The 22,698-nt window shown below is 56.8% G+C and carries 20 protein-coding genes; 10 read left to right on the forward strand and 10 right to left on the reverse strand.

The window, feature by feature from the left end; all coding sequences use genetic code 11:
• Window positions 1-40 precede the first annotated feature (40 nt).
• The 5 genes from ACRZ9U_RS08855 (at window position 41) to ACRZ9U_RS08875 (ending at window position 6,794) form a co-directional block, all read left to right on the forward strand.
• A complete protein-coding gene (locus tag ACRZ9U_RS08855; protein ID WP_170403028.1) occupies window positions 41-2,527 on the forward strand; it encodes a PBP1A family penicillin-binding protein in 2,487 nt (828 codons plus the stop codon).
• An 89-nt stretch (window positions 2,528-2,616) separates the two neighbouring features.
• Window positions 2,617-3,744 (forward strand): peptide chain release factor 2, encoded by a 1,128-nt coding sequence (gene prfB, locus ACRZ9U_RS08860; protein WP_170403025.1) that lies wholly within the window; start codon window positions 2,617-2,619, stop codon window positions 3,742-3,744.
• Window positions 3,745-4,452, forward strand: coding sequence for a M50 family metallopeptidase (locus ACRZ9U_RS08865; RefSeq protein WP_480901612.1), 708 nt, complete (start codon window positions 3,745-3,747; stop codon window positions 4,450-4,452).
• A gap of 118 nt (window positions 4,453-4,570) precedes the next feature.
• Window positions 4,571-5,968, forward strand: coding sequence for an amidase (locus ACRZ9U_RS08870; protein WP_170403014.1), 1,398 nt, complete (start codon window positions 4,571-4,573; stop codon window positions 5,966-5,968).
• Window positions 5,969-5,996: 28 nt separating this feature from the next.
• Complete coding sequence (locus ACRZ9U_RS08875) at window positions 5,997-6,794, forward strand: DUF2189 domain-containing protein (RefSeq protein ID WP_170403010.1); 798 nt, start codon at window positions 5,997-5,999, stop codon at window positions 6,792-6,794.
• Here the strand turns inward: ACRZ9U_RS08875 and ACRZ9U_RS08880 are convergent.
• The 3 genes from ACRZ9U_RS08880 to ACRZ9U_RS08890 form a co-directional block, all read right to left on the reverse strand.
• Window positions 6,791-7,486 carry a helix-turn-helix domain-containing protein gene (locus tag ACRZ9U_RS08880; protein WP_170404700.1) on the reverse strand — a complete coding sequence of 232 codons (696 nt, stop codon included), beginning with the start codon at window positions 7,484-7,486 and terminating at the stop codon, window positions 6,791-6,793. The genes ACRZ9U_RS08875 and ACRZ9U_RS08880 overlap by 4 nt on opposite strands.
• A 340-nt stretch (window positions 7,487-7,826) precedes the next feature.
• Window positions 7,827-8,387, reverse strand: coding sequence for an acetolactate synthase small subunit (gene ilvN, locus ACRZ9U_RS08885; protein WP_010442156.1), 561 nt, complete (start codon window positions 8,385-8,387; stop codon window positions 7,827-7,829).
• A gap of 69 nt (window positions 8,388-8,456) precedes the next feature.
• Window positions 8,457-10,208: an acetolactate synthase 3 large subunit gene (locus ACRZ9U_RS08890; RefSeq protein WP_170403007.1), complete on the reverse strand. Its 1,752-nt coding sequence runs from the start codon at window positions 10,206-10,208 to the stop codon at window positions 8,457-8,459.
• 425 nt (window positions 10,209-10,633) lie between these two features.
• Here ACRZ9U_RS08890 and ACRZ9U_RS08895 point away from each other — a divergent pair, with 425 nt between their 5' ends.
• Together ACRZ9U_RS08895 and ACRZ9U_RS08900 are read left to right on the forward strand one after the other, a co-directional pair.
• The gene (locus ACRZ9U_RS08895) at window positions 10,634-11,479 is read left to right on the forward strand and encodes a HalD/BesD family halogenase (protein ID WP_170403004.1); all 846 of its coding nucleotides are present in this window, start codon (window positions 10,634-10,636) and stop codon (window positions 11,477-11,479) included.
• 43 nt (window positions 11,480-11,522) lie between these two features.
• The gene (locus ACRZ9U_RS08900; protein WP_480885860.1) at window positions 11,523-11,909 is read left to right on the forward strand and encodes a bleomycin resistance protein; all 387 of its coding nucleotides are present in this window, start codon (window positions 11,523-11,525) and stop codon (window positions 11,907-11,909) included.
• Window positions 11,910-11,983: 74 nt separating this feature from the next.
• Here the strand turns inward: ACRZ9U_RS08900 and ACRZ9U_RS08905 are convergent, their stop codons facing one another.
• A complete protein-coding gene (locus tag ACRZ9U_RS08905) occupies window positions 11,984-12,631 on the reverse strand; it encodes a response regulator transcription factor (RefSeq protein WP_170402998.1) in 648 nt (215 codons plus the stop codon).
• Window positions 12,631-14,064 (reverse strand): cache domain-containing protein, encoded by a 1,434-nt coding sequence (locus ACRZ9U_RS08910; protein ID WP_170402995.1) that lies wholly within the window; start codon window positions 14,062-14,064, stop codon window positions 12,631-12,633. Before ACRZ9U_RS08910 ends, ACRZ9U_RS08905 begins: the two co-directional genes overlap by 1 nt.
• Window positions 14,065-14,310: 246 nt before the next feature.
• Here ACRZ9U_RS08910 and ACRZ9U_RS08915 point away from each other — a divergent pair, with 246 nt between their 5' ends.
• The 3 genes from ACRZ9U_RS08915 (at window position 14,311) to ACRZ9U_RS08925 (ending at window position 18,809) form a co-directional block, all read left to right on the forward strand.
• Window positions 14,311-15,393 carry a TRAP transporter substrate-binding protein gene (locus tag ACRZ9U_RS08915; RefSeq protein WP_170396967.1) on the forward strand — a complete coding sequence of 361 codons (1,083 nt, stop codon included), beginning with the start codon at window positions 14,311-14,313 and terminating at the stop codon, window positions 15,391-15,393.
• Window positions 15,394-15,510: 117 nt separating this feature from the next.
• Complete coding sequence (locus ACRZ9U_RS08920) at window positions 15,511-16,437, forward strand: TRAP transporter small permease subunit (protein ID WP_170396594.1); 927 nt, start codon at window positions 15,511-15,513, stop codon at window positions 16,435-16,437.
• 17 nt (window positions 16,438-16,454) lie between these two features.
• Window positions 16,455-18,809: a TRAP transporter large permease subunit gene (locus tag ACRZ9U_RS08925; protein ID WP_170396596.1), complete on the forward strand. Its 2,355-nt coding sequence runs from the start codon at window positions 16,455-16,457 to the stop codon at window positions 18,807-18,809.
• A gap of 53 nt (window positions 18,810-18,862) precedes the next feature.
• On the opposite strand, the gene ACRZ9U_RS08930 is transcribed toward ACRZ9U_RS08925, so the two are convergent.
• The 5 genes from ACRZ9U_RS08930 to ACRZ9U_RS08950 form a co-directional block, all read right to left on the reverse strand.
• Window positions 18,863-20,221, reverse strand: coding sequence for a dicarboxylate/amino acid:cation symporter (locus ACRZ9U_RS08930; RefSeq protein WP_170402992.1), 1,359 nt, complete (start codon window positions 20,219-20,221; stop codon window positions 18,863-18,865).
• A gap of 244 nt (window positions 20,222-20,465) precedes the next feature.
• Window positions 20,466-20,873 (reverse strand): VOC family protein, encoded by a 408-nt coding sequence (locus ACRZ9U_RS08935; protein WP_170396600.1) that lies wholly within the window; start codon window positions 20,871-20,873, stop codon window positions 20,466-20,468.
• Between the two features lie 6 nt (window positions 20,874-20,879).
• Window positions 20,880-21,704 (reverse strand): arginyltransferase, encoded by an 825-nt coding sequence (locus ACRZ9U_RS08940; protein ID WP_170396602.1) that lies wholly within the window; start codon window positions 21,702-21,704, stop codon window positions 20,880-20,882.
• 74 nt (window positions 21,705-21,778) lie between these two features.
• Window positions 21,779-22,210 (reverse strand): RDD family protein, encoded by a 432-nt coding sequence (locus ACRZ9U_RS08945; protein ID WP_170402989.1) that lies wholly within the window; start codon window positions 22,208-22,210, stop codon window positions 21,779-21,781.
• A gap of 65 nt (window positions 22,211-22,275) precedes the next feature.
• A complete protein-coding gene (locus ACRZ9U_RS08950) occupies window positions 22,276-22,698 on the reverse strand; it encodes a DUF2852 domain-containing protein (RefSeq protein ID WP_170402986.1) in 423 nt (140 codons plus the stop codon).

The raw sequence follows: 22,698 nt of genomic DNA on the forward strand, positions 1-22,698 counted from the left end.
CGACACTATATAGGCGTCATCGCGAGTAAAAGGCAGTAACGTGATCCGGTTCATTCTTTCGTTCTTCGGGGCAATTTTCAGTCTCGTGACATTAGGTATTTTTATGGCCGCGCTGGTCGTTGGTGCGGTGTTCTGGATGTATGGCCGAGACCTGCCCAGTCATGAATCATTGGCACAATACAAACCACCGACGATCAGCCGGATTTACTCGGGTGAGGGCCAGCTGATCGACGAATTTGCGCAGGAGCGCCGCCTGTTTACGCCGTCCGAGGAAATTCCCGATCTGGTAAAACAGGCCTTTATCTCGGCGGAAGATAAAAACTTCTATACTCATCAGGGTTATGACCCGCGTGGGATCATTGCTGCCGGGGTCGAGGCAGTGCGCACTAAAGGCGAAACCGTTCGTGGTGCTTCAACCATCACGCAGCAGGTGATGAAGAACTTCCTTTTGTCCGGTGATCGCCGGGCCGAGCGCAAGATCAAGGAAATTATCCTCGCCACCCGGCTTGAGGATACCTTGGACAAGGAACAGATCCTCGAGCTGTATATGAACGAGATCTTTCTGGGCCAGAACTCTTATGGTGTGACCGCTGCTGCGCAGACCTATTTCAACAAAACTCTGCAGGAACTGGCCCCGCATGAAGCCGCGATGCTGGCGGCGATGCCCAAGGCACCATCGGACTACCATCCTGTGCGGCAGAAAGAACGTTTGCTGAACCGCCGCAACTATGTGCTGCGCGAGATGCAGCAGAACGGCTATATCGATCAGGCCACCTATGAGACCGAAGTCGAGATGCCTTTGCGTTCGGTTCAGAACGGGGATTTTGAAAGCTTCCGCACTGCACTGCCGCCGCGTGACTATTTCACCGACGAAATCCGACGCCAGTTGAGCGAGGATTTTGGCGAGGGTGAGTTCTTCACTGGCGGTTTCACCGTACGCGCCTCGGTGGATGAGGAAATGCAGGTCGAAGCGGCGAAAGCCCTACGCACGGCGCTGCAGAAATACGACCGCTCTCGCGGGCGGTGGCGCGGCACAGGCGAGGTCATCGCCGAGGAGAAGCTGGCGGATGAAGCACAGTGGCGCGAGGCGCTGGCGATCATGGAAATCCCCCGCGACGTGGTGCTGCCGACGCAGTGGTATCCTGCCGTTGTTCTGAACGTGGCCGACCAATCCCTGACCGTTGGTATCGAAGATGGCCCAGCAGATGGCACCGTCCCGCGCGAAGACATCAAGTGGATGCAGGGCAATTTCCAGGACAATTTCGAACGCGGCGATGTCATTCTGGTAATGGCTGGCGAAGAGGGGCAGTGGTCTGCCCGTCAGGTGCCAGAAGTGCAGGGCGGCTTTGTCGCGATGGACGTGAATTCGGGCCGTGTTCTGGCGATGCAGGGCGGGTTCTCGTATCAGGATACCGTGTTTAACCGCGCCACTCAGGCACAGCGCCAACCCGGGTCGAGCTTCAAACCGTTCGTTTATGCAGCGGCGCTAGACAGCGGATACAGCCCCGCAACGATCGTTGTGGATGCGCCGATTGAAGTGAATACACCGCAGGGACTGTGGCGACCCAAGAACTCGACGAACAAGTTTTACGGTCCAACGCCCTTGCGTACCGGGATCGAACAGTCGCGGAACCTGATGACCATCCGTCTGGCGCAAGAAGTCACAATGCCCGTGGTCGCAGGCTATGCCGAGCGGTTTGGCGTTTATGACCGGATGGGGGCGTTCCTTGCGAACTCGCTAGGGTCTGAAGAGACTACGCTGTACAAAATGGTCGCTGCCTATGCGATGTTCGCCAATGGTGGCGAGCGGGTTGAACCCACACTGGTTGACCGTATTCAGGACCGGTTCGGCAAGACCATCTATCGCCATGACGATCGCCAGTGTGTCGATTGTAACTCTAGCTGGCTTGAGCCTGATGAATCGCCGACGATCCTCACCGATCGCAGCCAGGTCATGGATGCCATCACCGCCTACCAGTTGACGTCGATGATGAAGGGCGTGGTTGATCGCGGCACTGCATCACGTGTTGTGAACCTGCCCGTGCCCACAGCGGGCAAGACCGGCACCACGAACGAATCCAAGGATGCGTGGTTCATCGGTTTCACCTCAAATATCGTGGCCGGTTGCTACATCGGTTATGACCGCCCGCGCCCGATGGGCCGAGGAGCCTACGGCGGCACCTTGTGCGGTCCTGTGTTCCAAAGCTTTATGGAAAAAGCAGTCGAGAAATACGGCGGTGGCCCGTTCGAGGTGCCTCCGGGTGGCCATTTCATCAAGATTGACCGTTTCAGCGGCGCGCGCCTGCCAGAAGACGCGAGTGGAGAATATGTGGTCGCCGAGTATTTCCGTGATGGCGTGGATGGTTTTATCGATCGCGTCTATGACGGTGGCTTCGCGATGGGATCTGACCTGCCGTTGTTTGAAGAGGCAAGTTCGGGCCGTCAGGTGACCACCTCAACCGGGGATACGATCACGGTTGGCCCCAATGCCAGCCAGGGCGATCTGCAGGGCGGCGGGCTTTACTGATCCGCCCAAGTTTCCCGGCTCAGTCGTCTTGTGGTGCCTCGCACCTCTTGCTATCACGCACACCTGATTGAGCAAGTTGGGACCTGACCATGCGCGCCGAAACCCAGAATATCGTGGCGGAAATCGAAAAGTCGCTGGAGCTGCTGGCGCAGCGCATGGACTATGAAACAGCGCCGCACCGGTTGGAGGAATTCAACGCGCGTGTTGAAGATCCGAACCTGTGGGACAATCCCGAGAACGCGCAGAAATTGATGCGCGAGCGGCAGTTGCTGGTCGATGCCATCGAGACCTACGAATCTATCAAGACCGATCTCAGCGACAATATTGAGCTGATCGAACTGGGCGAGATGGAAGAGGACGAAGAGGTCGTTACCGACGCCGAAGAAGCGATCAAAAAGCTGCAGACCAAGGCCGCAAAGAAAGAGCTTGAGGCGCTGCTTGATGGCGAAGCGGACGGCAATGATACCTTCCTTGAGATCAACTCGGGCGCGGGCGGTACGGAAAGCTGCGACTGGGCCTCGATGCTGGCGCGGATGTATGTCCGCTGGGCCGAGAAAAAAGGCTATACGGTCGAACTGCAATCCGAGACAGCGGGGGAAGAGGCGGGGATCAAGTCCGCCGCCTACAAGATAACTGGCCACAACGCCTATGGCTGGTTGAAATCGGAAAGTGGCGTGCACCGTCTGGTGCGTATCTCTCCGTTCGACTCGGCGGCCAAGCGTCATACCTCGTTCAGTTCGGTCTGGGTTTATCCTGTGGTGGATGACAATATAGAGATTGAGGTGAACCCGGCCGATATCCGCGTCGACACCTATCGCTCGTCCGGCGCGGGCGGTCAGCACGTGAACACGACGGACTCGGCCGTTCGGATCACGCATATTCCAACCGGAATCGTGGTGACCAGTTCCGAGAAATCGCAACACCAGAACCGAGATATTGCCATGAAGGCGCTCAAGTCCCGGCTGTACCAGCAAGAGCTGGATCGCAGAAACGCCGAGATCAACGCCGCCCACGAAGCAAAGGGTGATGCGGGCTGGGGCAACCAGATCCGGTCTTACGTGCTGCAGCCCTATCAGATGGTCAAAGACTTGCGGACCAATCACGAGACATCGGACACCAAGGGTGTGCTGGATGGCGATCTGGATGGTTTCATGGCGGCGACACTGGCCCTGAATGTCTCGGGCAAAAGCCGGTCCGAGGCGCAGGGCGAGGGCTAATTGCGGCAGTCCCTGACCTCGGCTGTGAACCTGATCAAGGGCCACTGGCAATTGATCGCAATTGTCGCGTTGGTGTTTGTGTTCTGGAACACGATGCTGGTGCTTCCGTTGAAAATCCTGGTTGTGTTCCTGCATGAGCTTTCACATGCCGGTGCCATTATCCTGACCGGTGGTTCGGTTGAAAGTTTCTCGGTCTCTCCACAACAAGGTGGTCTGGTTATTGGCCGAGGAGGCAATCGGTTTGTCAGTCTGTCAGCGGGATATCTTGGGTCCTTGATGCTTGGGATGGGCCTGCTGATGATCGCCCTGCGAACCAATGCCGATCGGGCTGCGCTTGGTCTCTTTGGGGGAGTCATGCTGATTGTTGCGCTCCTGTATATCCGGGAACCGTTTGCCATGGCGTTCAGCGCGGGCTGTGGAGCGGTGATGCTGGCCACCGCGTGGTTCCTGGACCGCAACCTGTGTGATCTGATTCTACGGGTCATCGGGCTGACCAGCATGATCTACGTTCCGTTTGACATTTTCGATGACACGATCCGACGCGCGGGATTGCGATCAGATGCATATATGCTGGCTGAAGAATTCGGGGGAACCACCATGATGTGGGGCGGGTTGTGGCTGGTGCTTAGTCTGGTGATGATCGTCTTTGGTCTGAAGAATGTGCTGGGCCGCGACAGCAATGTGCGGATCGACCTCAGGATCAGATGATGCGCGCTCTTGCGCCGCTCTTCTTTGCGAAAATCTAAAAAGATACATTTAAACAGTGGCTTTAAATGGTCCGAGCACGTCGCTAGGCTGATGACGAGCAGCCAAAGGACCAACCCGCATGGATTTGACCAGAGCATCCGCGACGGACATTCTTGACGCCTTGTCCAGCCGACAGCTTTCAGCTGCAGAACTGATGCGCGCGACGCTGGATCGGATCGCCCAGGTGAACGGTGAGGTAAACGCGATTGTCGCGCTGCGGGATGAAGACGCTTTGATGGCCGAGGCGCGGGCGGCGGATGCCGTGTCACCTCGCGGCGCGCTGCACGGGGTGCCGATAGCGGTGAAAGATCTGGTAAATGTGGCAGGGATCACTTCGACACAGGGTTCGCCATTGTTCAAGGATCATGTGCCGCAAACTGACGATCTGCTGGCCGCCCGGCTAAGGGCTGCTGGGGCAATTCTGATCGGTAAGACCAACACGCCGGAATTCGGACTGGGTTCGCACACGTTCAATCCTGTCTATGGTGCAACACACAACCCCTATGATCCCACGAAAACCTGTGGAGGTTCGTCGGGCGGTGCAGCAGTGGCGTTGGCGACTGGAATGCTGGCGCTGGCAGACGGCTCGGACATGATGGGCAGCCTGCGCAACCCGGCTGCCTGGAACAACGTCTACGGGTTCAGGCCAAGTTGGGGGCGCGTTCCGTCTGAGCCAGTGGGGGACAGTTATCTGCATCAGCTTTCAACTCTGGGGCCCATGGCGCGCAGCCCTGAAGACATCGGGCTATTGCTTGACGTCATATCCGGCCCCGATCCAAGGATGCCATTAAGCACAGAGGTCGAGCGCGTGTCGCCCGTTCAAGCGGCTGATCTGACAGGGATGCGCATAGGCTGGTTGGGCGACTGGGGCGGGGCGTTTCCGTGCGAAGAGGGTATCCTCGCGCTATGCCGCGATGCGTTGCACGTATTCGAAGAACGCGGTGCGCGCGTTGAGGCGCTTGCCCCCCCGTTTGACGCGGACCTGATCTGGGACAGTTGGATTACTCTGCGCTCCTGGTCAGTGGCCGCAGGGCTGGAGCCTTTGGCCAAGAAGAAATCGTCACTCAAAGACACCGCGCAATGGGAATTGGAGCGCGGCCTGGCGCTCAGCGCGATGGATGTGCACCGGGCCAGTGTGAACCGGTCTGACTGGCACAAGCGGGCGGTGGAGCTTTTCGAAGACTATGACGCCTTGGTGTTGCCCGTAGCGCAGGTCTGGCCGTTCGAGCTCGAAACGCCGTACCCAACCGAAATCAAGGGGCAGGGGATGGATACCTACCATCGCTGGATGCAGGTCGTGATACCCGTCAGCCTTTTAGGGTTGCCCTGTCTGGGTGCGCCTGTCGGTTTCGGACCACAAAGGCTGCCGATGGGAATGCAGCTGTTCGGTCCGCGTGGTGCAGATGCGCGGATCTTGTCGATTGGGGCGGCATATCATTCTGCAACGCTTTGGCCTCAGAAACGACCCGCCATGTAGAACAACCGCCCGGGAGGAGAAAACAAGAATGGACAAACCCTTTGGTGTGCCGACGCTGAAACCCGTCGATTCCGCGATACTGAAAGAGGCACTGCGTCGAGCGTGGCAGGATTATCGCCGCGCGCCGCTTTTTGGGCTTCTGTTTGCGGGCTTCTACGTGCTGGCCGGGTGGCTGATGGCGTGGGTCACGCTGCAGACGGGAACGTCGTTCTGGCTGGTTTTGGCCGCGATCGGCTTTCCCCTGATCGGGCCGTTTGCTGCCGTGGGATTATATGAGGTCTCGCACCGGCTGGAACGGGGAGAGCCGTTGAATCCCGGTGCGATCTTCGGCGTGGTCATACAGCAAAGCCGAAGGCAACTGCCGTCGATCTGCGCCATTATCGTGGTGATCTTTCTGTTCTGGTTCTTTCTGGGCCACATGATCTTTGCCCTGTTCATGGGGCTGTCGACGATGACCAATATTTCAACATCATTTGAGGTGTTCCTGACCACGAATGGGCTGAGCATGTTGGTACTGGGCACACTGGTCGGGGCCGTATTTGCAATCATTCTGTACATGATCACCGTGCTGTCGATTCCTATGCTGCTGGATCGTGAGCTGGATTTTGTGACCGCGATGATCACCAGCTTTGCCTATGTCAAAGCGAACATGGGTGTGATGCTGGCGTGGGGGGCCTTCATCGCGATCATCACTTTTTTGGCGATGATCCCTTGGTTCCTGGGTCTGTTTATCGTCCTGCCTTTGCTGGGGCATGCCAGCTGGCATCTTTATCGCTTGATCTTGGACAACGATCCGTCCGGGGCTGCTCAGCCGACACCCTCTTAAATCTGTCCGTTTAAGTCAGGCCCTGATGAATTGTGCGCCTTTCGTGCCGATTGCAGTGCTGCGGACAAATCATGCCCAAGGTGATGCAGCGTAAGCCGTCTTACATCGGATCCACTGCCACCGGCCAACCGATACACATAACCCGACCATTCCTGAGGTGCCCATTCAGGCGGAAGGTTCAGAACCATCATTCTGCAATCCTGTGCGCCGGGCCGGGACATCAATGCGCAGACTTGTCCGCCGATGTGAGAAACGATGCCCTGAACCTCACGCATGGGCGCGGAGCATTTCGGCATATGCGACAAGGGTTCATAGCTGCGCAGCAAGGTGCAATGCCGAATGCGGCGCATAAACAGTAGCCGGTGAAGTGTTGGTTCGCGTCGGTTTGGTGAGGCCTCAGCGGCGTGATAAAATCCGGTCGCCATAGTTTTTTCTGACCCGGTGACGAGAAATCGATCGATGATTTCTGATGCGGGATGAGCGGCGACCGGTTCTATTTCATCCAAAGGTTTCAGCAGGATACGCGCGTCGATATCGAAGAATCGACACATCCGGTCCAGCACATCCGGCCTGGGAAAACTTTCACCTGACAGATAGCGATTAAACTGAGTTCGATTGATACCCAATTGGCGGCAAAGCTCTGAAACCGACCGATAACTGTTTGCGAGCTGCCTAAGGTTGGCTCCGAACATGCTGCGCAATTCTGCGGGGCTGCGATTGATGTCGGTCACTTCTGTCCCAGATTTCCGTTTGTATCTTCAGCAAAAACAGGTTTGCGGCGGCACAGCGGCCGCGCAGTATTCAGAAATCGTAAAGTTGACCCCAACGGGCGCTGCAAAGCGCCTCGCTACGCGTCACAGGCTAGTCTGATGATAAGCAAAATCAATAGGCTTTCAGCCTATTTGCATGATCTTTTTCATGCTGTTGCTCATATTTGATGAACGCATTAAGCCTTTTTGAGGTTAGCAGGGCACAATGGCCAAGCAGGCCGCCGCCCCGAGAATGAATTCAGTCCCGGGGCGGAAATGGGGCTTAGTCACCGCGCAACAGGGCTGCAACTCCGGTACGGGCGATTTCAATCAAGCCAAGAGGGCGCATCAGATCGGCAAAGGCATCGATCTTGTCCGGTGCACCGGTGATCTCGAAGATGAACGAATTCAGCGTACTATCGACGACATTGGCCCGGAAAATGTCGGCCAGTCGCAGGGCTTCGACCCGTTTATCGCCTTCACCCACAACCTTTATGATCGCCAGCTCGCGCTCGACCGAAGCACCTTCGACGGTCAGATCATGCACGTCACGGACCGACACGATGCGTCCAAGCTGCGCCTTGATCTGCTCGATCACTTGCGGGGTGCCGGTGGTGACGATGGTAATTCGGCTGAGATGCCCGGTATGGTCAACCTCAGCAACCGTTAGACTTTCAATATTATAGCCACGACCCGAGAACAGACCAATTACGCGGGCCAGAACCCCCGGTTCGTTTTCAACCAGCACCGCGATCGTGTGTTGTTCCTGCACGTCCGAGAATGTCGGGCGTAGGTTATATGCAGAATGGCGGGTTGCACCTTTTTTGATTTGCAGGGCAGACATTCATGTCCCTTTCATGATCTTGAGAGAGCCGGGCGCCATCCTGCGCCCGATAAAGTTAGTCGAATTTTGTTAAACCAGAACCGACCCCTTGCTATCGATCACGCCCTGCGTTTCGGCTTCGCCCAGCAGCATCTCATTGTGGGCCTTGCCCGATGGGATCATCGGGAAGCAATTCTCGTGCTTTTCGACCACGCAGTCGAAGATGACCGGACCGTCGTAATTGATCATCTCGATGATCGCGTCGTCCAGATCGGCCGGGTCGGAACACAGGATACCCTTGGCACCAAAGGCTTCAGCGAGCTTGACGAAATCGGGCAGGGCCTCGGACCACGAATGCGAATAGCGTTCGCCGTGCAGCAGCTCTTGCCATTGGCGCACCATTCCCAGCCGCTCGTTATTTAGGATGAACTGCTTCACGGGCAGGCGGTACTGCGCGGCCGTGCCCATTTCCTGCATGTTCATCAGCCACGAGGCCTCACCGGCCACGTTGATGACCAGCGCATCGGGATGTGCCATTTGCACACCGATCGAGGCGGGGAAACCATAGCCCATAGTGCCCAGCCCGCCCGAAGTCATCCAGCGGTTGGGGTCTTCAAAACCCAGATATTGCGCCGCCCACATCTGGTGCTGTCCAACCTCGGTTGTGACATAGCGGTCGTATTTCTTCGTCAGCTCTTCAAGCCGTTGCAGCGCGTATTGCGGCTTGATGGTCTTTTCGCTGTTTGTGAAGGCAAGGCAGTTGACCTTGCGCCATTCGTTAATCTGGTCCTGCCACTGCTTGATATTGGCAGCGTCTGTTTTGCGACCGCGTGCTTTCCAGACTTTCAGAATATCCTCAAGCACGTGGGCAACATCGCCAACTATTGGGATGTCGACACGGATAACTTTGTTGATCGACGACGGGTCGATATCTACATGGGCTTTGATTGAGTTCGGCGAGAACGCATCGATCCGGCCGGTGATACGGTCATCAAATCGCGCGCCGATGTTTATCATCAGATCGCAATCATGCATCGCCATGTTGGCCTCGTAGAGCCCATGCATCCCAAGCATGCCGATCCAGTTTTCGCCCGAGGCCGGATAGGCCCCAAGCCCCATCAGGGTCGATGTGATCGGAAAGCCGGTTGCGTCCACCAGTTCGCGCAGCAGCTGGCTGGCAGCCGGGCCCGAGTTGATGACGCCGCCGCCGGTGTAGAACACTGGCTTCTTCGCGGTCTCGATTGCTGCAACAAGCTCCGTGATTTCTTCCAGATCGCCCTTCAATACTGGCTGATAGTGAGAGGTCGACGGTTTTGGCGTCGTGTATTCACCCGAGGCGAACTGAACGTCCTTCGGAATGTCAACGAGCACGGGGCCGGGGCGACCGGAAGTGGCCACATGGAAGGCCTCGTGCATAGTTGCCGCCAGCGAGTCCGTATCCTTCACCAACCAGTTGTGCTTGGTGCAGGGGCGCGTGATGCCCACAGTGTCGGCTTCCTGAAAGGCGTCAGAGCCAATCATGAAGGTCGGAACCTGCCCGGTCAGAACGACAATCGGGATCGAGTCCAGCAACGCATCGGTCAGGCCGGTCACCGCATTGGTCGCGCCGGGGCCCGAGGTTACCAGCGCAACGCCCGGCTTGCCGGTTGACCGGGCATAACCTTCGGCTGCGTGCACAGCACCTTGTTCGTGGCGCACCAGAATGTGACGGATGTCATTTTGCAGAAAGATCTCGTCATAGATCGGTAGGACGGCGCCACCGGGGTATCCGAATACCGTGTCCACGCCCTGATCCTTGAGGGCTTGAACTACCATCTTTGCGCCGGTCATCTCACGTGTCATCTGCTTTGCTCCGTTCGCGACATGTGTCTTGCGTGTTGCCAAAAAAAAGCCCCCGAGATTTTCGGAGGCGCATGGGTTCGATTATGGTTTACCGTTACCGGCCCATGCGCGTGTTTCCTACGATTACGACTAGCGCTTTCATCGCCAGAGGCTCCTTCTTTGCGTGCAGGGACATTATGGTTGAGGGGAAGGGGCGTCAACAGGCAAATACAAAAATATTGTAAGTCTGGGCTTGTGGGATTTGATATTTTGTTGCGCAAAATGACGCAGGTCGAGAAATATCCGCGAAAATTCGCCGCAAATTGGTGGGCGATCGGGTGATCAACAGTGGTCTGATTGCGTCAGGCCCATGTCTGAAACAGACCAGAGCAGCGCCCGATGCTGAGGCAGGCTGGTGAAAACAGCGCTAAATCGGGAGGTCAGACATGCTGCACGATCTTGTGGATCTGGGGCGCTATCCGATCGATCGGCCTGATTCATACGGGTACATGCAGCTGATCGCGGACCTGAGGCGGGATCTGGAAGTTGATGGATGCGCGGTCCTCCCCGGCTTTGTGCACGAAGATGGCCTTGGGAAACTGATCGCTGAGGCCGATCACGTCGCTCCCAAAGCCCATCGATCGTTCAATCGCACGAATGCCTATTTTACGCAGGATGATCCCAGTTACGGGATCGGTCATCCAATCCGACGGTTTTATGACCGATCCAACGCCTTTGTTCCGGCTGACAACTTCCCTGTCACAAGCCCGCTGCGGCGTATTTATGAGTATGAAGGTTTCATGCCTTTCATCCGCACGGCTTTGAACGAGCCGGAGGATCGGTTCTTCCGATATGATGACCCTTTGGCGGATGTGATCATCAATGTGGTCGAGAAGGGAGGCGGCTTTCCGTGGCATTTTGACACCAATAATTACACCGTGACGCTGGCAATCCAGAATGGCGAGGAGGGCGGTGCATTCGAATACGCACCCAATCTGCGGACCAGTGAAGACGAGAATTTCAAGGGCGTCGCTGCGATTTTGGATGGCAGCAGGAGGGGCGTACACCAACTGGAACTGCAACCGGGCGACCTGCAGATATTCAAGGGGCGCTATGCCTTGCACCGGGTTGCGCCGGTTGAAGGACAACGGAAACGCTATGTTGGTATCTTTTCGTTTGTCGAAACCGAAGGCATGTGTGGTGGGGTGGAGCGGACCCGTCAACTCTATGGCCGTGTGCTGCCGCATCATTATGAGCGTGAAGGGTTGCGGGGTGATCAACTGCTTGACTGATATGTGCTAGTCTCGGGCCCGAGGTTGGAAGAGGGCTGTTTTGATGCAGATATTACAACTTACACCATTTGTCCTTTGTTCTTCTTTGGACGCGCAGATTGAGTTCTACACTCGGCGGCTTGGGTTTTCCTGCACATTCAGGCAAGACAATTATGCCTTTTTGCGCCGTGATCCTGTGGCGATCCGATTATTGGAATGTCCACCGCGTCAGGATGGGCGCGCATTGGGGGATGAGCAGTCGTTCTATGTTGACGTCAAAGGAATCGACAGCCTGTTCGAAATCCTGCGCCCCGGGTTGGAGGAACTGCCTGAAGGGCGGGTGCGCCCGCCATTCGATCAGCCCTATCAGCAGCGCGAATTTCATGTCCTCGATGAAGACGGGACTTTGGTGTTCTTTGGTGAAGATATCAGTGAACGCGGCAGCGGGTAGTGCTCCCGCCCGACTTCAATGTGCCGTTGGCACATCTCCTTCGGTTGGGCCGGGCAGCGCGTTTCGCGCTGCGGTCATAGCCCGGGGCTGGTGCCCTGCAGGACGCCATGCTCCAGGGCATAGCGGGTCAAGCCGGCGGTGGAGGAGATGCCAAGTTTGCGCTTGATGTTCTTGCGATGCGTCTCAACCGTGCGCACCGAAATGTCCAGCGCCAGTGCCACCTCTTTGTTGGATTTACCCTGCGCCAATTCCAGCAGGATTGTCTGTTCCCGGCCGGTCAGCGCCTCGCGCGTGTTGCCGTCCTTGGGCTCCAGCGAGCCGCTGGCCCCGGTGCAAAGATACCGCTCGCCCCGCATCACGGCATCGATGGCTTGCTTGATCTCTTCGGTGGGAACGTCCTTGAGGATATAGCCTTTGGCGCCGTGGCTGAGCGCGGTTGAGATGTATTCGGGACTGTCATGCATCGACAGGATCAGAACGCGGGTTTTGGGCAGGCGCTCTAAAATGATCTCGGTGGCGTTCAACCCGCTCAGGCCGGGCATATTGAGATCCATCAGGATCACGTCCGGCTGCAGGTGGGTTGCTCGATCGACAGCTTCTTGTCCGTTGGAAAGTGTGCCGACAACTTCGATCTCATCATAGCTTTCCAGCAGAGACTGAATGCCTTCGGCGACCATGGGGTGATCGTCGACAATAAGGACCCGGATGATTGAGCCGGACATCAGATACCGGCCTTTCGTTTTGGCGTTGGGTCTTCCTGTGGTGGCAGCATATGACTGAGCGGCAAGCTGACCTCAATCACGGTGCCGCTGCGCCCGCCGCGCGATGAGAGGATGCGTAGAGTGCCGTCAAGCTGTTCGATCCGTTCCTGCATGTTTCGTAGCCCGATTCCGGTGCTGACATGGCCTGGTTCGTTCCGCAACCCGCGACCATTGTCCGTAATCCGCATCGTGGCGCCTTTCTTATGACCTCGCAGGTCAATGGTAACACGAGTTGCTCCCGAGTGGCGCTCGATATTGGTCAGGGCTTCCTGCGCAATACGGTAGAGGGCAATCTTGCTGTCTTGATCCAATCGGTTTCGGAACACCACGGTTGAGAAATCGGTTTCAATACCCGTGCGTTCACTGAAATCGTCGGTCAAAGCCTTGAGCGCTGGCCCAAGCCCCAGATCATCCAGAACACCCGGACGCAGGTCGCGGCTGATGCGGCGAACCTCGGTGATGGCGGTTGCCAGATTGTCGATACCTGTTTGCAATGGTTCCTGCGCCGACTCGTCATTCCCGCGGATCAGACGTCGTCGGGCGTTGTCCAGAGCATAGCGTACGCCAACCAGAATCTGGCTGATGCCGTCATGCAATTCGCGGGCGACGCGCCCGCGCTCTTCTTCCTGAGCGTCCAGTACCCGCTGTGTCAGTTCTTTAAGCTTGGCATCAGCCAGCCGCCGTTCGCGGAAGTTCAGCAACATGCCCGAGGCAAAGACGATCAGAACAGCGGCCAGAACAATGCCTCCGATATAAAGGAATGTGCGCTGCACGCGCGCCTCAACCTCAGCCCGGGCATTGGCGACGGTGGCGACGATGTCATCGATGAACACACCCGTGCCCACCACCCAGCGCCAGTCCTGCAGGCCAACAACATAGGCGATCATCTGAGCCTCTTCACCGGTCGATGGTTTTTGCCACATAAAGCTGTGCCAGCCCGCGCCCTGTCGGGCGAGCGTGATGAACTCATCCACAATCGGGGTGCCATCGCTGTCGGTCAGATCGGCCCAGTTGCGATTGATGAATTCAGTCTGGCGCGGGCTGACGAGGTTGTTGCCGTCATAGTCATAGACAAAGAAGAACCCGTCCTTGCCGTAAATCATCGCCGACAGAATCTGGGTCACGAGGTTTTTTGCGATTTCGTCATCCGGGGAGGCGCGACCGTAAATATAGGCAAACCCGTTCCGCGCCTGGGTCACGTAATTACGCAGCTCTTCTTTTTTGGCTTCGATCAGGCGGCGCTCGAGGGCCTGTATCTCACTCTCGGCGGTCGCGCGCGATTCATAAGCGACCACCATTGCAATGGCCGCAACCGCTGCGATCAGCGGGATTGCGGCAACCAGCGACAGTTTTTGCGCATAGGTTAGCGAGATTAGGTTCCGGATTCCTCCCATGTTCGAATCGATACGCAAGCTGCCGGCAAATTGCAAAAAATTTGGAAGAACACAGTGCTCGGCCACAGTGATTTGGGCGCGAGCGGGTAAAATCAACCGGATTTGTGCTTTTGAATGTGGAAAAACCCGACTGGCTACGTAGTAGTAGGTATTCACATTCATGTGTGTGGAACTAGGCTAACGCGCACTAGAAACGATCGACCCGGCATCACCCGGGGAATGAATATGAAGGGGAGGATCACTCATATGGATCGTCGTAAGTTTCTGAAAACATCAGCACTGGGCGGCTCGGCCGCTGCAGCCACCACGCTGGCAGCGCCCGCCTATGCGCAAGGCAAGCGCACGCTGACTATGGTCACCTCGTGGGGCCGTGGCCTCGCAGGTGTGTTCGACAGCGCGCAGCGTTGCGCCGACAGCATTACCACAATGTCGGATGGCGACCTGAACGTTGAAATCAAAGCCGCCGGTGAACTGGTTGGTGCCTTTGAGGTGTTTGACGCGGTATCGTCCGGTCAGGCCGATATGTACCACGCGGCAGACTACTACTTTGTGGGTCAGCACCCGGGCTATGCATTCTTCACCGCTGTTCCGTTCGGCATGACCGCACAGGAACTGGTGAACTGGTACTACCATGCCGGCGGCATGGAGCTGCATGATGAACTGGGCGAAATCTTCGGCCTGAAATCCTTCCTGGCCGGTAACACTGGCGCGCAGGCAGGTGGCTGGTACTCGAAAGAGATCAACAGCCCCGAAGACTTTAACGGCCTGAAATTCCGCATGCCGGGTCTGGGTGGCAAGGCGCTGGGCAAACTGGGCGCATCCGTTCAGAACATTCCGGGTTCGGAAGTGTATCAGGCGCTGTCGTCCGGTGCTATTGACGGAACCGAGTGGATCGGTCCCTGGGCTGACGAAAAAGCGGGTTTCCAGGAAATCACCAAAACCTACTACACCGCGGGCTTCCATGAGCCGGGTGCGGGTCTGTCGCTGGCCACCAACCGCGAGGTTTATGACAGCCTGTCCGCCGCGCAGCAGAAGATCATCGAGATCGCAGCTGCCGAGTGCCACCAGTGGAACCTGGCACAATTCCTGGCCAACAACGGTGCAGCGCTGCAGCGTCTGCAGGCCGGTGGTGTCAAGGTCATGGAATTCCCGGACAGCGTTTGGGACGCGTTTGGCGCAGCCAGCCAAGAAGTTCTGGACGAAAACATGGGTGATGAGTTGTTCAAGCGCATTCACGACAGCGCTATGGAGTCGATGGCAGCATCGTCGGCATGGAACAACCTGTCGTCGGGTGTCTACACCTCGCAGCGTGACCGCGTACGCGGCTAAGCAATCCGCTCAATGCAATCGGTTCCCCCGTCATCGGGGGAGCCTTTCCTGTTGCACATAAGCGGCCCGGACATGCCGTCATAACCAAACGTGCAACCGATGCGACCTGGGGACAACATGCAGGACGAAAACGGTATCTCGTTCTTCGGCGCCCTGTGGAATGGACTGGTCTGGTTCATTCAGAACATTGCCGAAGCCTTCTATAATTTCGGATACGCCATCACGCATCCGCAGCTCTGGCTGGACTGGTCGAACAAAGAAGCAATCATGCGCTTTGTTTATTATGGCGGGTCGGTCGAGTTCTTCTTCGTGATCTTCGCGCTGTTTCTGGTGCTGACGGCCATTGGTCTTTACTATCGGAACTTCATGTGGGGAATGGTGCGCGGGCTCGAGGGCTTCGCCAATACCACTGGACGCTTCTTTGCGTGGGCGGGATTGCTGATGGTAATTCAGCAGATCGTTATCGTATTCATGCAGCGGGTGTTCACACGGCCGGATATGTCCTTTGGGCTGGGTATCCCTTTTCAAATGGATATCAGTTGGTTCGCCGAAGAACTTAAACTCTACAACGCCATGGTTGTGTGCCTTTGCTGCACCTACACATTCGTGCAGGGCGGCCATGTGCGCGTTGACTTGATTTATGCGGGCATCAGTCACAAGGCCAAACGCGTCGTTGATATGTGCGGGGCGGTTCTGTTCATGATGCCCATGGCCGTTCTGACCTGGATGTATGGATGGTACTTCATGTGGCGGCACCTGATCGTGCCGAAACCCTCGGCCAGTGACACGCTGGATAGGCTTGTGGCCAAGTCCCGAGCGCTGCGTTGGAACGTGGAAACCATCGGGTTTAGTCCCAACGGGTTCAACGCCTACTTCCTGTTCAAAATCCTGCTGGTGGCCTTTGCCGCCATGGTATTCCTGCACGCGATTGCGTTCCTGTATCGCTCGTATCTGGAATACGTGGAAGGGCCGGAAAGTGAAGGAAAATACCTCGACAAGGACAGCCTTGGCGAGGGTGAAGAAGCCTACGAAGGCGCGCATTAGGGACGGAGAACCAGACAATGCTATTCGGACTTGATGGCGTCGAGATAGGCCTCATTATCGTATTTTTCTGCCTCTTCGGAGGCATTCTTTCGGGTTTCCCCGTGGCCTTTGCCATCGGTGGGGCCGGGGTGATTTCGTTCGGGATTATCGCTGCATTGGATAGTGCCGGACTGTTGATCCACCAGGCGATCGACACCGGCTCGCAAGCCTACCGCGACGTGGTGAATTCTGGCGTCAAACCTGATGTGATATCCGTGTTCCGATACCCGGATTTGCCAAGGATCGCCGAGCCGGTCTTTGTACAAGGCTGGGAAACCGCGCTGGACCGGAATGTTTCCTTCATCGTGAACCGCATGAACGAACGTGTTCTGGCCGGGCAGTCGATCGAGACGCTGCTGGCGGTGCTGATGTTCGTTCTGATGGGCATCACGCTGGAGCGTTCAAAAATTGCAAACGACCTGCTGACCACGATGGCGCGCGTCTTTGGCCCGCTGCCCGGTGGCCTTGCGGTCTCGATTGTGGTCGTGGGCGCGTTCCTTGCTGCCTCGACCGGAATCGTCGGCGCGACCGTTGTTACCATGGGACTGTTGGCCCTGCCGACCATGCTGCGGAACAACTATTCGCCGGAATTGGCGACAGGTGTGATCGCGGCCTCGGGTACGTTGGGGCAGATCATTCCACCCTCCATCGTGATCGTTCTGCTAGGTACACTGGCTGGCGACCTCTATTCGACCGCGCAGGAAACGCGCGCGGTTGAGGCCGGGTGCACCGACGCGCTGACCTATCTGGGCGAGCCTGCAGTTGTTTCGGTGGGTACATTGTTCCAGGCGGCGTTGCTGCCTGGGATCATGTTGGCGCTGCTCTACGCGCTTTATGCCTTTGGCTATGCGCTGTTGAACCCGGAAAAGGCCCCGGCAGTTGAATTGTCGGGAGGCTCGGGTGAAACCATCACGCGCTCGGAAGGGCTGACCTGGCTGCTGGGCGCTCCGGTTGCTCTGATTGTTGGCGCGGTGCTTTTGGGAAGCGCGGGAGTGATTGGCAGCCAGAACATCTCGGTCTCGGCATTTACGGATATCGGGCAGGGCGCCTCGCTGCGCACGAACGTGTCCGAAGAGTGTAAGGCTTCGATGATCGAACTGCATGGGCAATCAGCCTGGGATCAGGCCGTGGCCGAGCAGGAAGCGATTGACGAAGCAGGTGGTTCGTCCGAAGCGCAGCGTCTGAGCGAAGAGGAACTGGCTGCTGCGCAAGAGGCCAAGATCGCCGCTGCAGCGCCAATTGGCAACGGTGTCGCCGTGATTGTGGTACTGCTGGGTCTGACACTGGTGCTGGGTCGCGGAATCGCACCGTCGCAAGCGCCGCAGCCTCTGATCGTCGGAGCGATTGGCCTGTTGCTGATGCTGTTGGTCGACGTGTTGCTGATAGCGCCAACGACTTCGTCCGGGGCTACGTTCCTGATACTCGCCATACCTTTTGCGCTCGCAATGCATGGGTGCAAAGAAGCTGCCGCCCGTTGCGCGACCAATGATCTGATCCGTGTGGTCTTCCCACCGCTGGTGCTGATCATCGCGGTGTTGGGTTCGATTCTTGGCGGTGTCACCAACCCTACGCCGGCTGCGGCACTGGGGGCGGGTGGAGCGATCATGCTAGCCGCCTATCGGAAACTTCAGGATCAGAACCGGTCGGGCAAAGTGATCATCTGGTCAACCTTCGCAGTGATCATCGCACTGGTGATGGGAGTGAACTTTGATCTGCGCATCAATCAGGGCAATGTTTCGGTTGAAAGCTGGATCGCGTTCATCATCGCCTATTCGGCCTACCTCTATGCGCTGTTCGGCTTGATCTACGGTTGCTGGGTGCTGTTCTCAAGTGGGGTTCTGACACCGGTGGTGCGTGAGACAGCGAAGGTGACGTCAATGGTCTTCACCATCCTGATCGGATCGCAACTGCTGAACCTGGTGGTGATTTCCTTTGGTGGAGAGCACTATATACAGCAGTTCCTGCGCAGCTTTGATAATGAATTCACGGTCTTCCTGATCGTGATGCTGGTGCTGTTCATTCTTGGCTTTGTGCTGGATTTCCTTGAGATCATCTACATTGTGATCCCGATCGTGGGCCCCGTGATCTATGGCGGATCGTTTGATCCGAAATGGGTGACCATCATGGTGGCGGTGAACCTGCAGACCTCGTTCCTGACGCCTCCGTTCGGATTTGCGCTGTTCTATCTCAGGGGTGTTGCGCCGAAAGAGGTCACCACTGGCCACATCTATCGCGGCATCATACCGTTCGTGATCATTCAGGTTGTGGGCATCGCAATCCTGTGGTTCTTCCCGTCGATTGTAACCATCGTTCCTGACCTGATCCCGAACTGATCTGTCGCTTAGACTGACGAATACGGAGGCCCATTAGGGCCTCCGTTTGTTTTTCAGGAATTCGGCTGTGGGTGTGTCAGCCTTTCAAACTCCGCTTCAGTGGCATGATCGATTGCTAGGTCTGTGGCCTCGACAAGTCCGGCATTGGGATTGTCGAAGGTAGCCTTGTCCAGCTTGCCAACCTTTTGCCCGACGATAGTGGTGACAACAGCATCGCCGGTGACATTCACAACCGTCCGCATCATGTCGAGGATCCGGTCCACGGCAAGAATGATGCCGATGCCTTCCAGCGGCATACCCAACTGGTTCAGAACCATCGCAAGCATCACTATCCCCACGCCCGGCACACCTGCGGTGCCGATCGAAGCCAGAACCGAGATCGAGATCACGGTCAGGTATCCGCTCAGCCCCAGATCAATGCCATAGGCGTTGGCCAGGAATACCGTTGCCACACCATGCATAATTGCGGTGCCGTCCATGTTGATCGTCGCCCCCAGTGGGATACCGAAAGATGCGACCGAACGATCAACACCGACGCGCTGCGTAACGCATTGTAAGCTGGCCGGAATTGTCGCGTTCGAGCTTGAGGTCGAGAACGCAAACACCTGCGCCGAGCGCATCTTGCGCAGGAATACCCGAGGGCTCAGCCCGGTCGTAAAATACAGCAGCGCCATCAACGTGACACACAGATGGAATACCAGCGTCAGGCTGATCGTGGTCAGATAGCCGATCACCGGTCCGAATAGGCCAAAGCCCTCCATCGCAAAGGTTTTGGCAATCAGGCTGAAGACGCCGATGGGGGCGAAGGCCATGACGATATTGACGATCTTCATCGCCAGTTCATTCATGAACTCGCAGCCTTCCACAAAGGCCTTGGCGCGGCCGCCCATCATTAGCACTGCAATACCAACGACCATCACGTAGAAGATGATCTGCAGCATCTCACCATTGGCCAGAGCGTTGATCGGGTTCTTTGGGATGATGTTCGCCAGTATTTCCCAAGTGGTCTGCGGGTTGGCGACGCTTACGCTATCACCGGCCAGATGCAGGCTCGTGAATCCGGTACCCGGCCCAATGAGGCCCGCAAAGATCAAGGCAGTTGTCACGGCCAAGGCGGTGGTGGCCAGATAGGTAACGAAGGTCAGCCCTCCGACACGGCCCAGCAATTTGACATCGCCAATGCCGACAACGCCGCACAGCAGTGAGAACACAACCAGCGGCACAACAAGCATCTGAAGTGCATTAAGGAACATTTGCCCAAACATGGACAGCACACCCTGCACAAGTGTTGCGTTGAGCGCAGCGATATCGAGATAGTTCAAGACCAGACCAAAGATCGAGCCCAAGGCGAGCGCGACCAGAATCTGGGTCGTCAGCGTGGCCGAAACCAGTCGGCGTGCGGCATATGTCATTTTCCCCCTCCTTCAGAACCTCTGCGACAGGGTGGGAGGCCTGCCGTAGCGACGATAAAGCCAGCCCGGTCAGCGTCTGATTGAGCTACGGGTTTCAGGTTTGGGCTGGACGTTTAGAAGTGCGGCTAATTTGGTGACCTTGCGTCAACTTTCAATCACACGGGCGGGGGAAGGTCGATTAAGATTGCTTAACAATTGGGCGCAGCATGGCGGAAGGTAGTTTAAAGCGATGAAAAAAATGTATTTATTTTGTCGATACAGGTGCTGAAAATTCGATCAAATCCCAACGATTTCCGAAAGGATCCCGCCAGACGGCGACAATTCCATAGGGTTCATGGCGCGGGCGCTCTTCAAACCCTACGCCTGCTTCCAGCATCGCTGCGTGATCGCGGTAGAAATCATCTGTTTCGAGGAAAAAGCCAACGCGCCCACCGGTTTGATTGCCGACCGATGCGATCTGTTCCGCGCCCACCGCCTTGGCCAGCAACAACGAAGCACCATCCGAGCCCGGAGGCGTGATCCGCACCCAGCGTTTACCATCGCCCAGATCAATATCCTGCGTCAGAGTAAAGCACAGCACTTTGGTGTAGAACGCGATCGCTGCGTCATAATCCGGGACGACCAGCGTCACCGCATGAAGGCTCTGACGCATGATAGATTAACCTTTGGTGGGGTGGCGGTCAGGCAGCTGGATGTTGGCCACCTGCTCGGCAATCGGGGCCGACGAAAGGGGGTGGTGGGCCGTATGGTCACACTGCTCGGGATTTTTAATTCGCTGCCATTCACCCTGCATATAGACCTGCAAGCCCGCGAATTTGGCCTTGTACCCCATCTTGGGGCTGCCGGGCACCCAATAGCCCAGATAAATATAGGGCAACCCAGCCTCGCGCGCGATCTCGATATGGTCGAGAATCATGTAAGTGCCCAGCGAGCTTTGCTGGAACTCTGGATCGTAGAATGAGTAAACCATGCTCAGCCCGTCATCCAGTACATCGGTCAAACTGACGGCGATCAGCTCGCCGGTTTCGGGATCGGCATATTCTACGACTCGGCTGCGGATCGGGGTTTCCTCGATCATCGCGGCGAATTCGAAGACATCCATATCGGCCATGCCGCCATCCGCATGGCGCGCGTCCAGATACCGACGGAACAGGTCGAACTGTTCATCCGTTGCCCAGGGCGATGTTGCACGTCGGATCAAGTAGGAATTGCGTTTGTGGGCCCGTTTTTGGCTTTTGCTTGGCTGAAAGGCTGACACATCGATACGGGCAGACAGACAGGCGGCGCAGTCGGTGCAGGACGGGCGATACAGAACGTTCTGCGAGCGGCGAAATCCTTGTTGCGAAAGGCAATTGTTCAATTGATCCGCACCTTCCCCCTGTAGGGCGGTGAACAGTTTGCGCTCCATCCTGCCCTCAAGGTAAGGGCAGGGCTGGGGTGCCGTCACATAGAATTGTGGCGCAATTGGCAGCGTGTGTCGCATGAAGGTCCCGCATTTCCTCGGAACCGATGATAGCAACGGTTTTTGGCGCAGCCAAGTGTTTCACTCAGGTGTTTTTAGGCGCGCTGGTTGATCATCACGGTGCCGAGGAAGGCATCGGTCAGGCCCTGACAGCGGGCGCTGGTCATCATCATGATGACCGAAATGATCTGTAGTACCGGGATCGCCATGCTGACGAAATACCCTGCTGTATGTGCAATGGCTTTCCCCGTATCCATTCGGGCGCCAAAGGCGTCACGCAACTCTATCCCCATGAAGCGCATCCCCAGTGTGGCCGAGCCGTTGGCGATGGTAACGACGCGATAGACAAAGCTGATGACTGCGTAGATCAGCGCCAATATGAAGAAGCCCATGCCAAAGGTCAGCAGAATCGCAACTGTACAGAGCAATGAGATAAAGGCGATGTCGAACAGCCAGGCAAAAAAGCGCTTGGTCGCTACGGATTGGTAGAATTCGGGTTGGCTGTCAGGGTCAGGCAGATGAGGCATAGACTGTAATCCGGGTATTGTGCAGAAACACCCTGTCCCGATGGGGGGGACAGGGCAAGCCACGATTAGGCAGATTGTTCGCCGTTTTCGTCATCACGATTATCGCGGGCGCGTTCATCCATGAACTCGTCGAACTCGGCCTTGTCCTTGGCTTCACGCAGGCGGTGCAGGAACGCCTCAAAGTCTTTCTGTTCACGCTCCAAACGCGCCAGTGTGTCGGCCTTGTAGGCGTCAAACGCGCTGTTGCCCGAAGGTTTCATGGCGCTCATGTGGCTGTTCCACGACGAACGGCGGCTGCAGGATTTGCTGAACATGCGTTTGCTCCAGATCATATAGGCAAGAAAGGCCAGGCCGATGGGCCAGAAGAAGATAAAGCCAAGGACCATTGCGGCGATCCAGGCGCCTTTTCCCTTGCTATCAAGCCAGGCTTCGCTTCGGTGCAGCCATCCCGGATTTTGGGGAACGGCGTGGTCGGACAATGCGGTCAT

The sequence above is a fragment of the Ruegeria sp. D7 genome (genome assembly GCF_056534355.1).

Bases quoted from the DNA above. Each gene is read 5' to 3' on its own strand.
- ACRZ9U_RS08890 (WP_170403007.1), bottom strand. From the start codon at position 10,208: ATGACACGTGAGATGACCGGCGCAAAGATGGTAGTTCAAGCCCTCAAG.
- ilvN (WP_010442156.1), bottom strand. From the start codon at position 8,387: ATGTCTGCCCTGCAAATCAAAAAAGGTGCAACCCGCCATTCTGCATAT.
- ACRZ9U_RS08880 (WP_170404700.1), bottom strand. From the start codon at position 7,486: ATGTTCGGAGCCAACCTTAGGCAGCTCGCAAACAGTTATCGGTCGGTT.
- ACRZ9U_RS08900 (WP_480885860.1), top strand. From the start codon at position 11,523: ATGCAGATATTACAACTTACACCATTTGTCCTTTGTTCTTCTTTGGAC.
- ACRZ9U_RS08925 (WP_170396596.1), top strand. From the start codon at position 16,455: ATGCTATTCGGACTTGATGGCGTCGAGATAGGCCTCATTATCGTATTT.
- ACRZ9U_RS08875 (WP_170403010.1), top strand. From the start codon at position 5,997: ATGGACAAACCCTTTGGTGTGCCGACGCTGAAACCCGTCGATTCCGCG.
- ACRZ9U_RS08930 (WP_170402992.1), bottom strand. From the start codon at position 20,221: ATGACATATGCCGCACGCCGACTGGTTTCGGCCACGCTGACGACCCAG.
- ACRZ9U_RS08945 (WP_170402989.1), bottom strand. From the start codon at position 22,210: ATGCCTCATCTGCCTGACCCTGACAGCCAACCCGAATTCTACCAATCC.
- prfB (WP_170403025.1), top strand. From the start codon at position 2,617: ATGCGCGCCGAAACCCAGAATATCGTGGCGGAAATCGAAAAGTCGCTG.
- ACRZ9U_RS08905 (WP_170402998.1), bottom strand. From the start codon at position 12,631: ATGTCCGGCTCAATCATCCGGGTCCTTATTGTCGACGATCACCCCATG.
- ACRZ9U_RS08895 (WP_170403004.1), top strand. From the start codon at position 10,634: ATGCTGCACGATCTTGTGGATCTGGGGCGCTATCCGATCGATCGGCCT.
- ACRZ9U_RS08950 (WP_170402986.1), bottom strand. From the start codon at position 22,698: ATGACCGCATTGTCCGACCACGCCGTTCCCCAAAATCCGGGATGGCTG.
- ACRZ9U_RS08935 (WP_170396600.1), bottom strand. From the start codon at position 20,873: ATGCGTCAGAGCCTTCATGCGGTGACGCTGGTCGTCCCGGATTATGAC.
- ACRZ9U_RS08910 (WP_170402995.1), bottom strand. From the start codon at position 14,064: ATGGGAGGAATCCGGAACCTAATCTCGCTAACCTATGCGCAAAAACTG.
- ACRZ9U_RS08940 (WP_170396602.1), bottom strand. From the start codon at position 21,704: ATGCGACACACGCTGCCAATTGCGCCACAATTCTATGTGACGGCACCC.
- ACRZ9U_RS08915 (WP_170396967.1), top strand. From the start codon at position 14,311: ATGGATCGTCGTAAGTTTCTGAAAACATCAGCACTGGGCGGCTCGGCC.
- ACRZ9U_RS08920 (WP_170396594.1), top strand. From the start codon at position 15,511: ATGCAGGACGAAAACGGTATCTCGTTCTTCGGCGCCCTGTGGAATGGA.
- ACRZ9U_RS08870 (WP_170403014.1), top strand. From the start codon at position 4,571: ATGGATTTGACCAGAGCATCCGCGACGGACATTCTTGACGCCTTGTCC.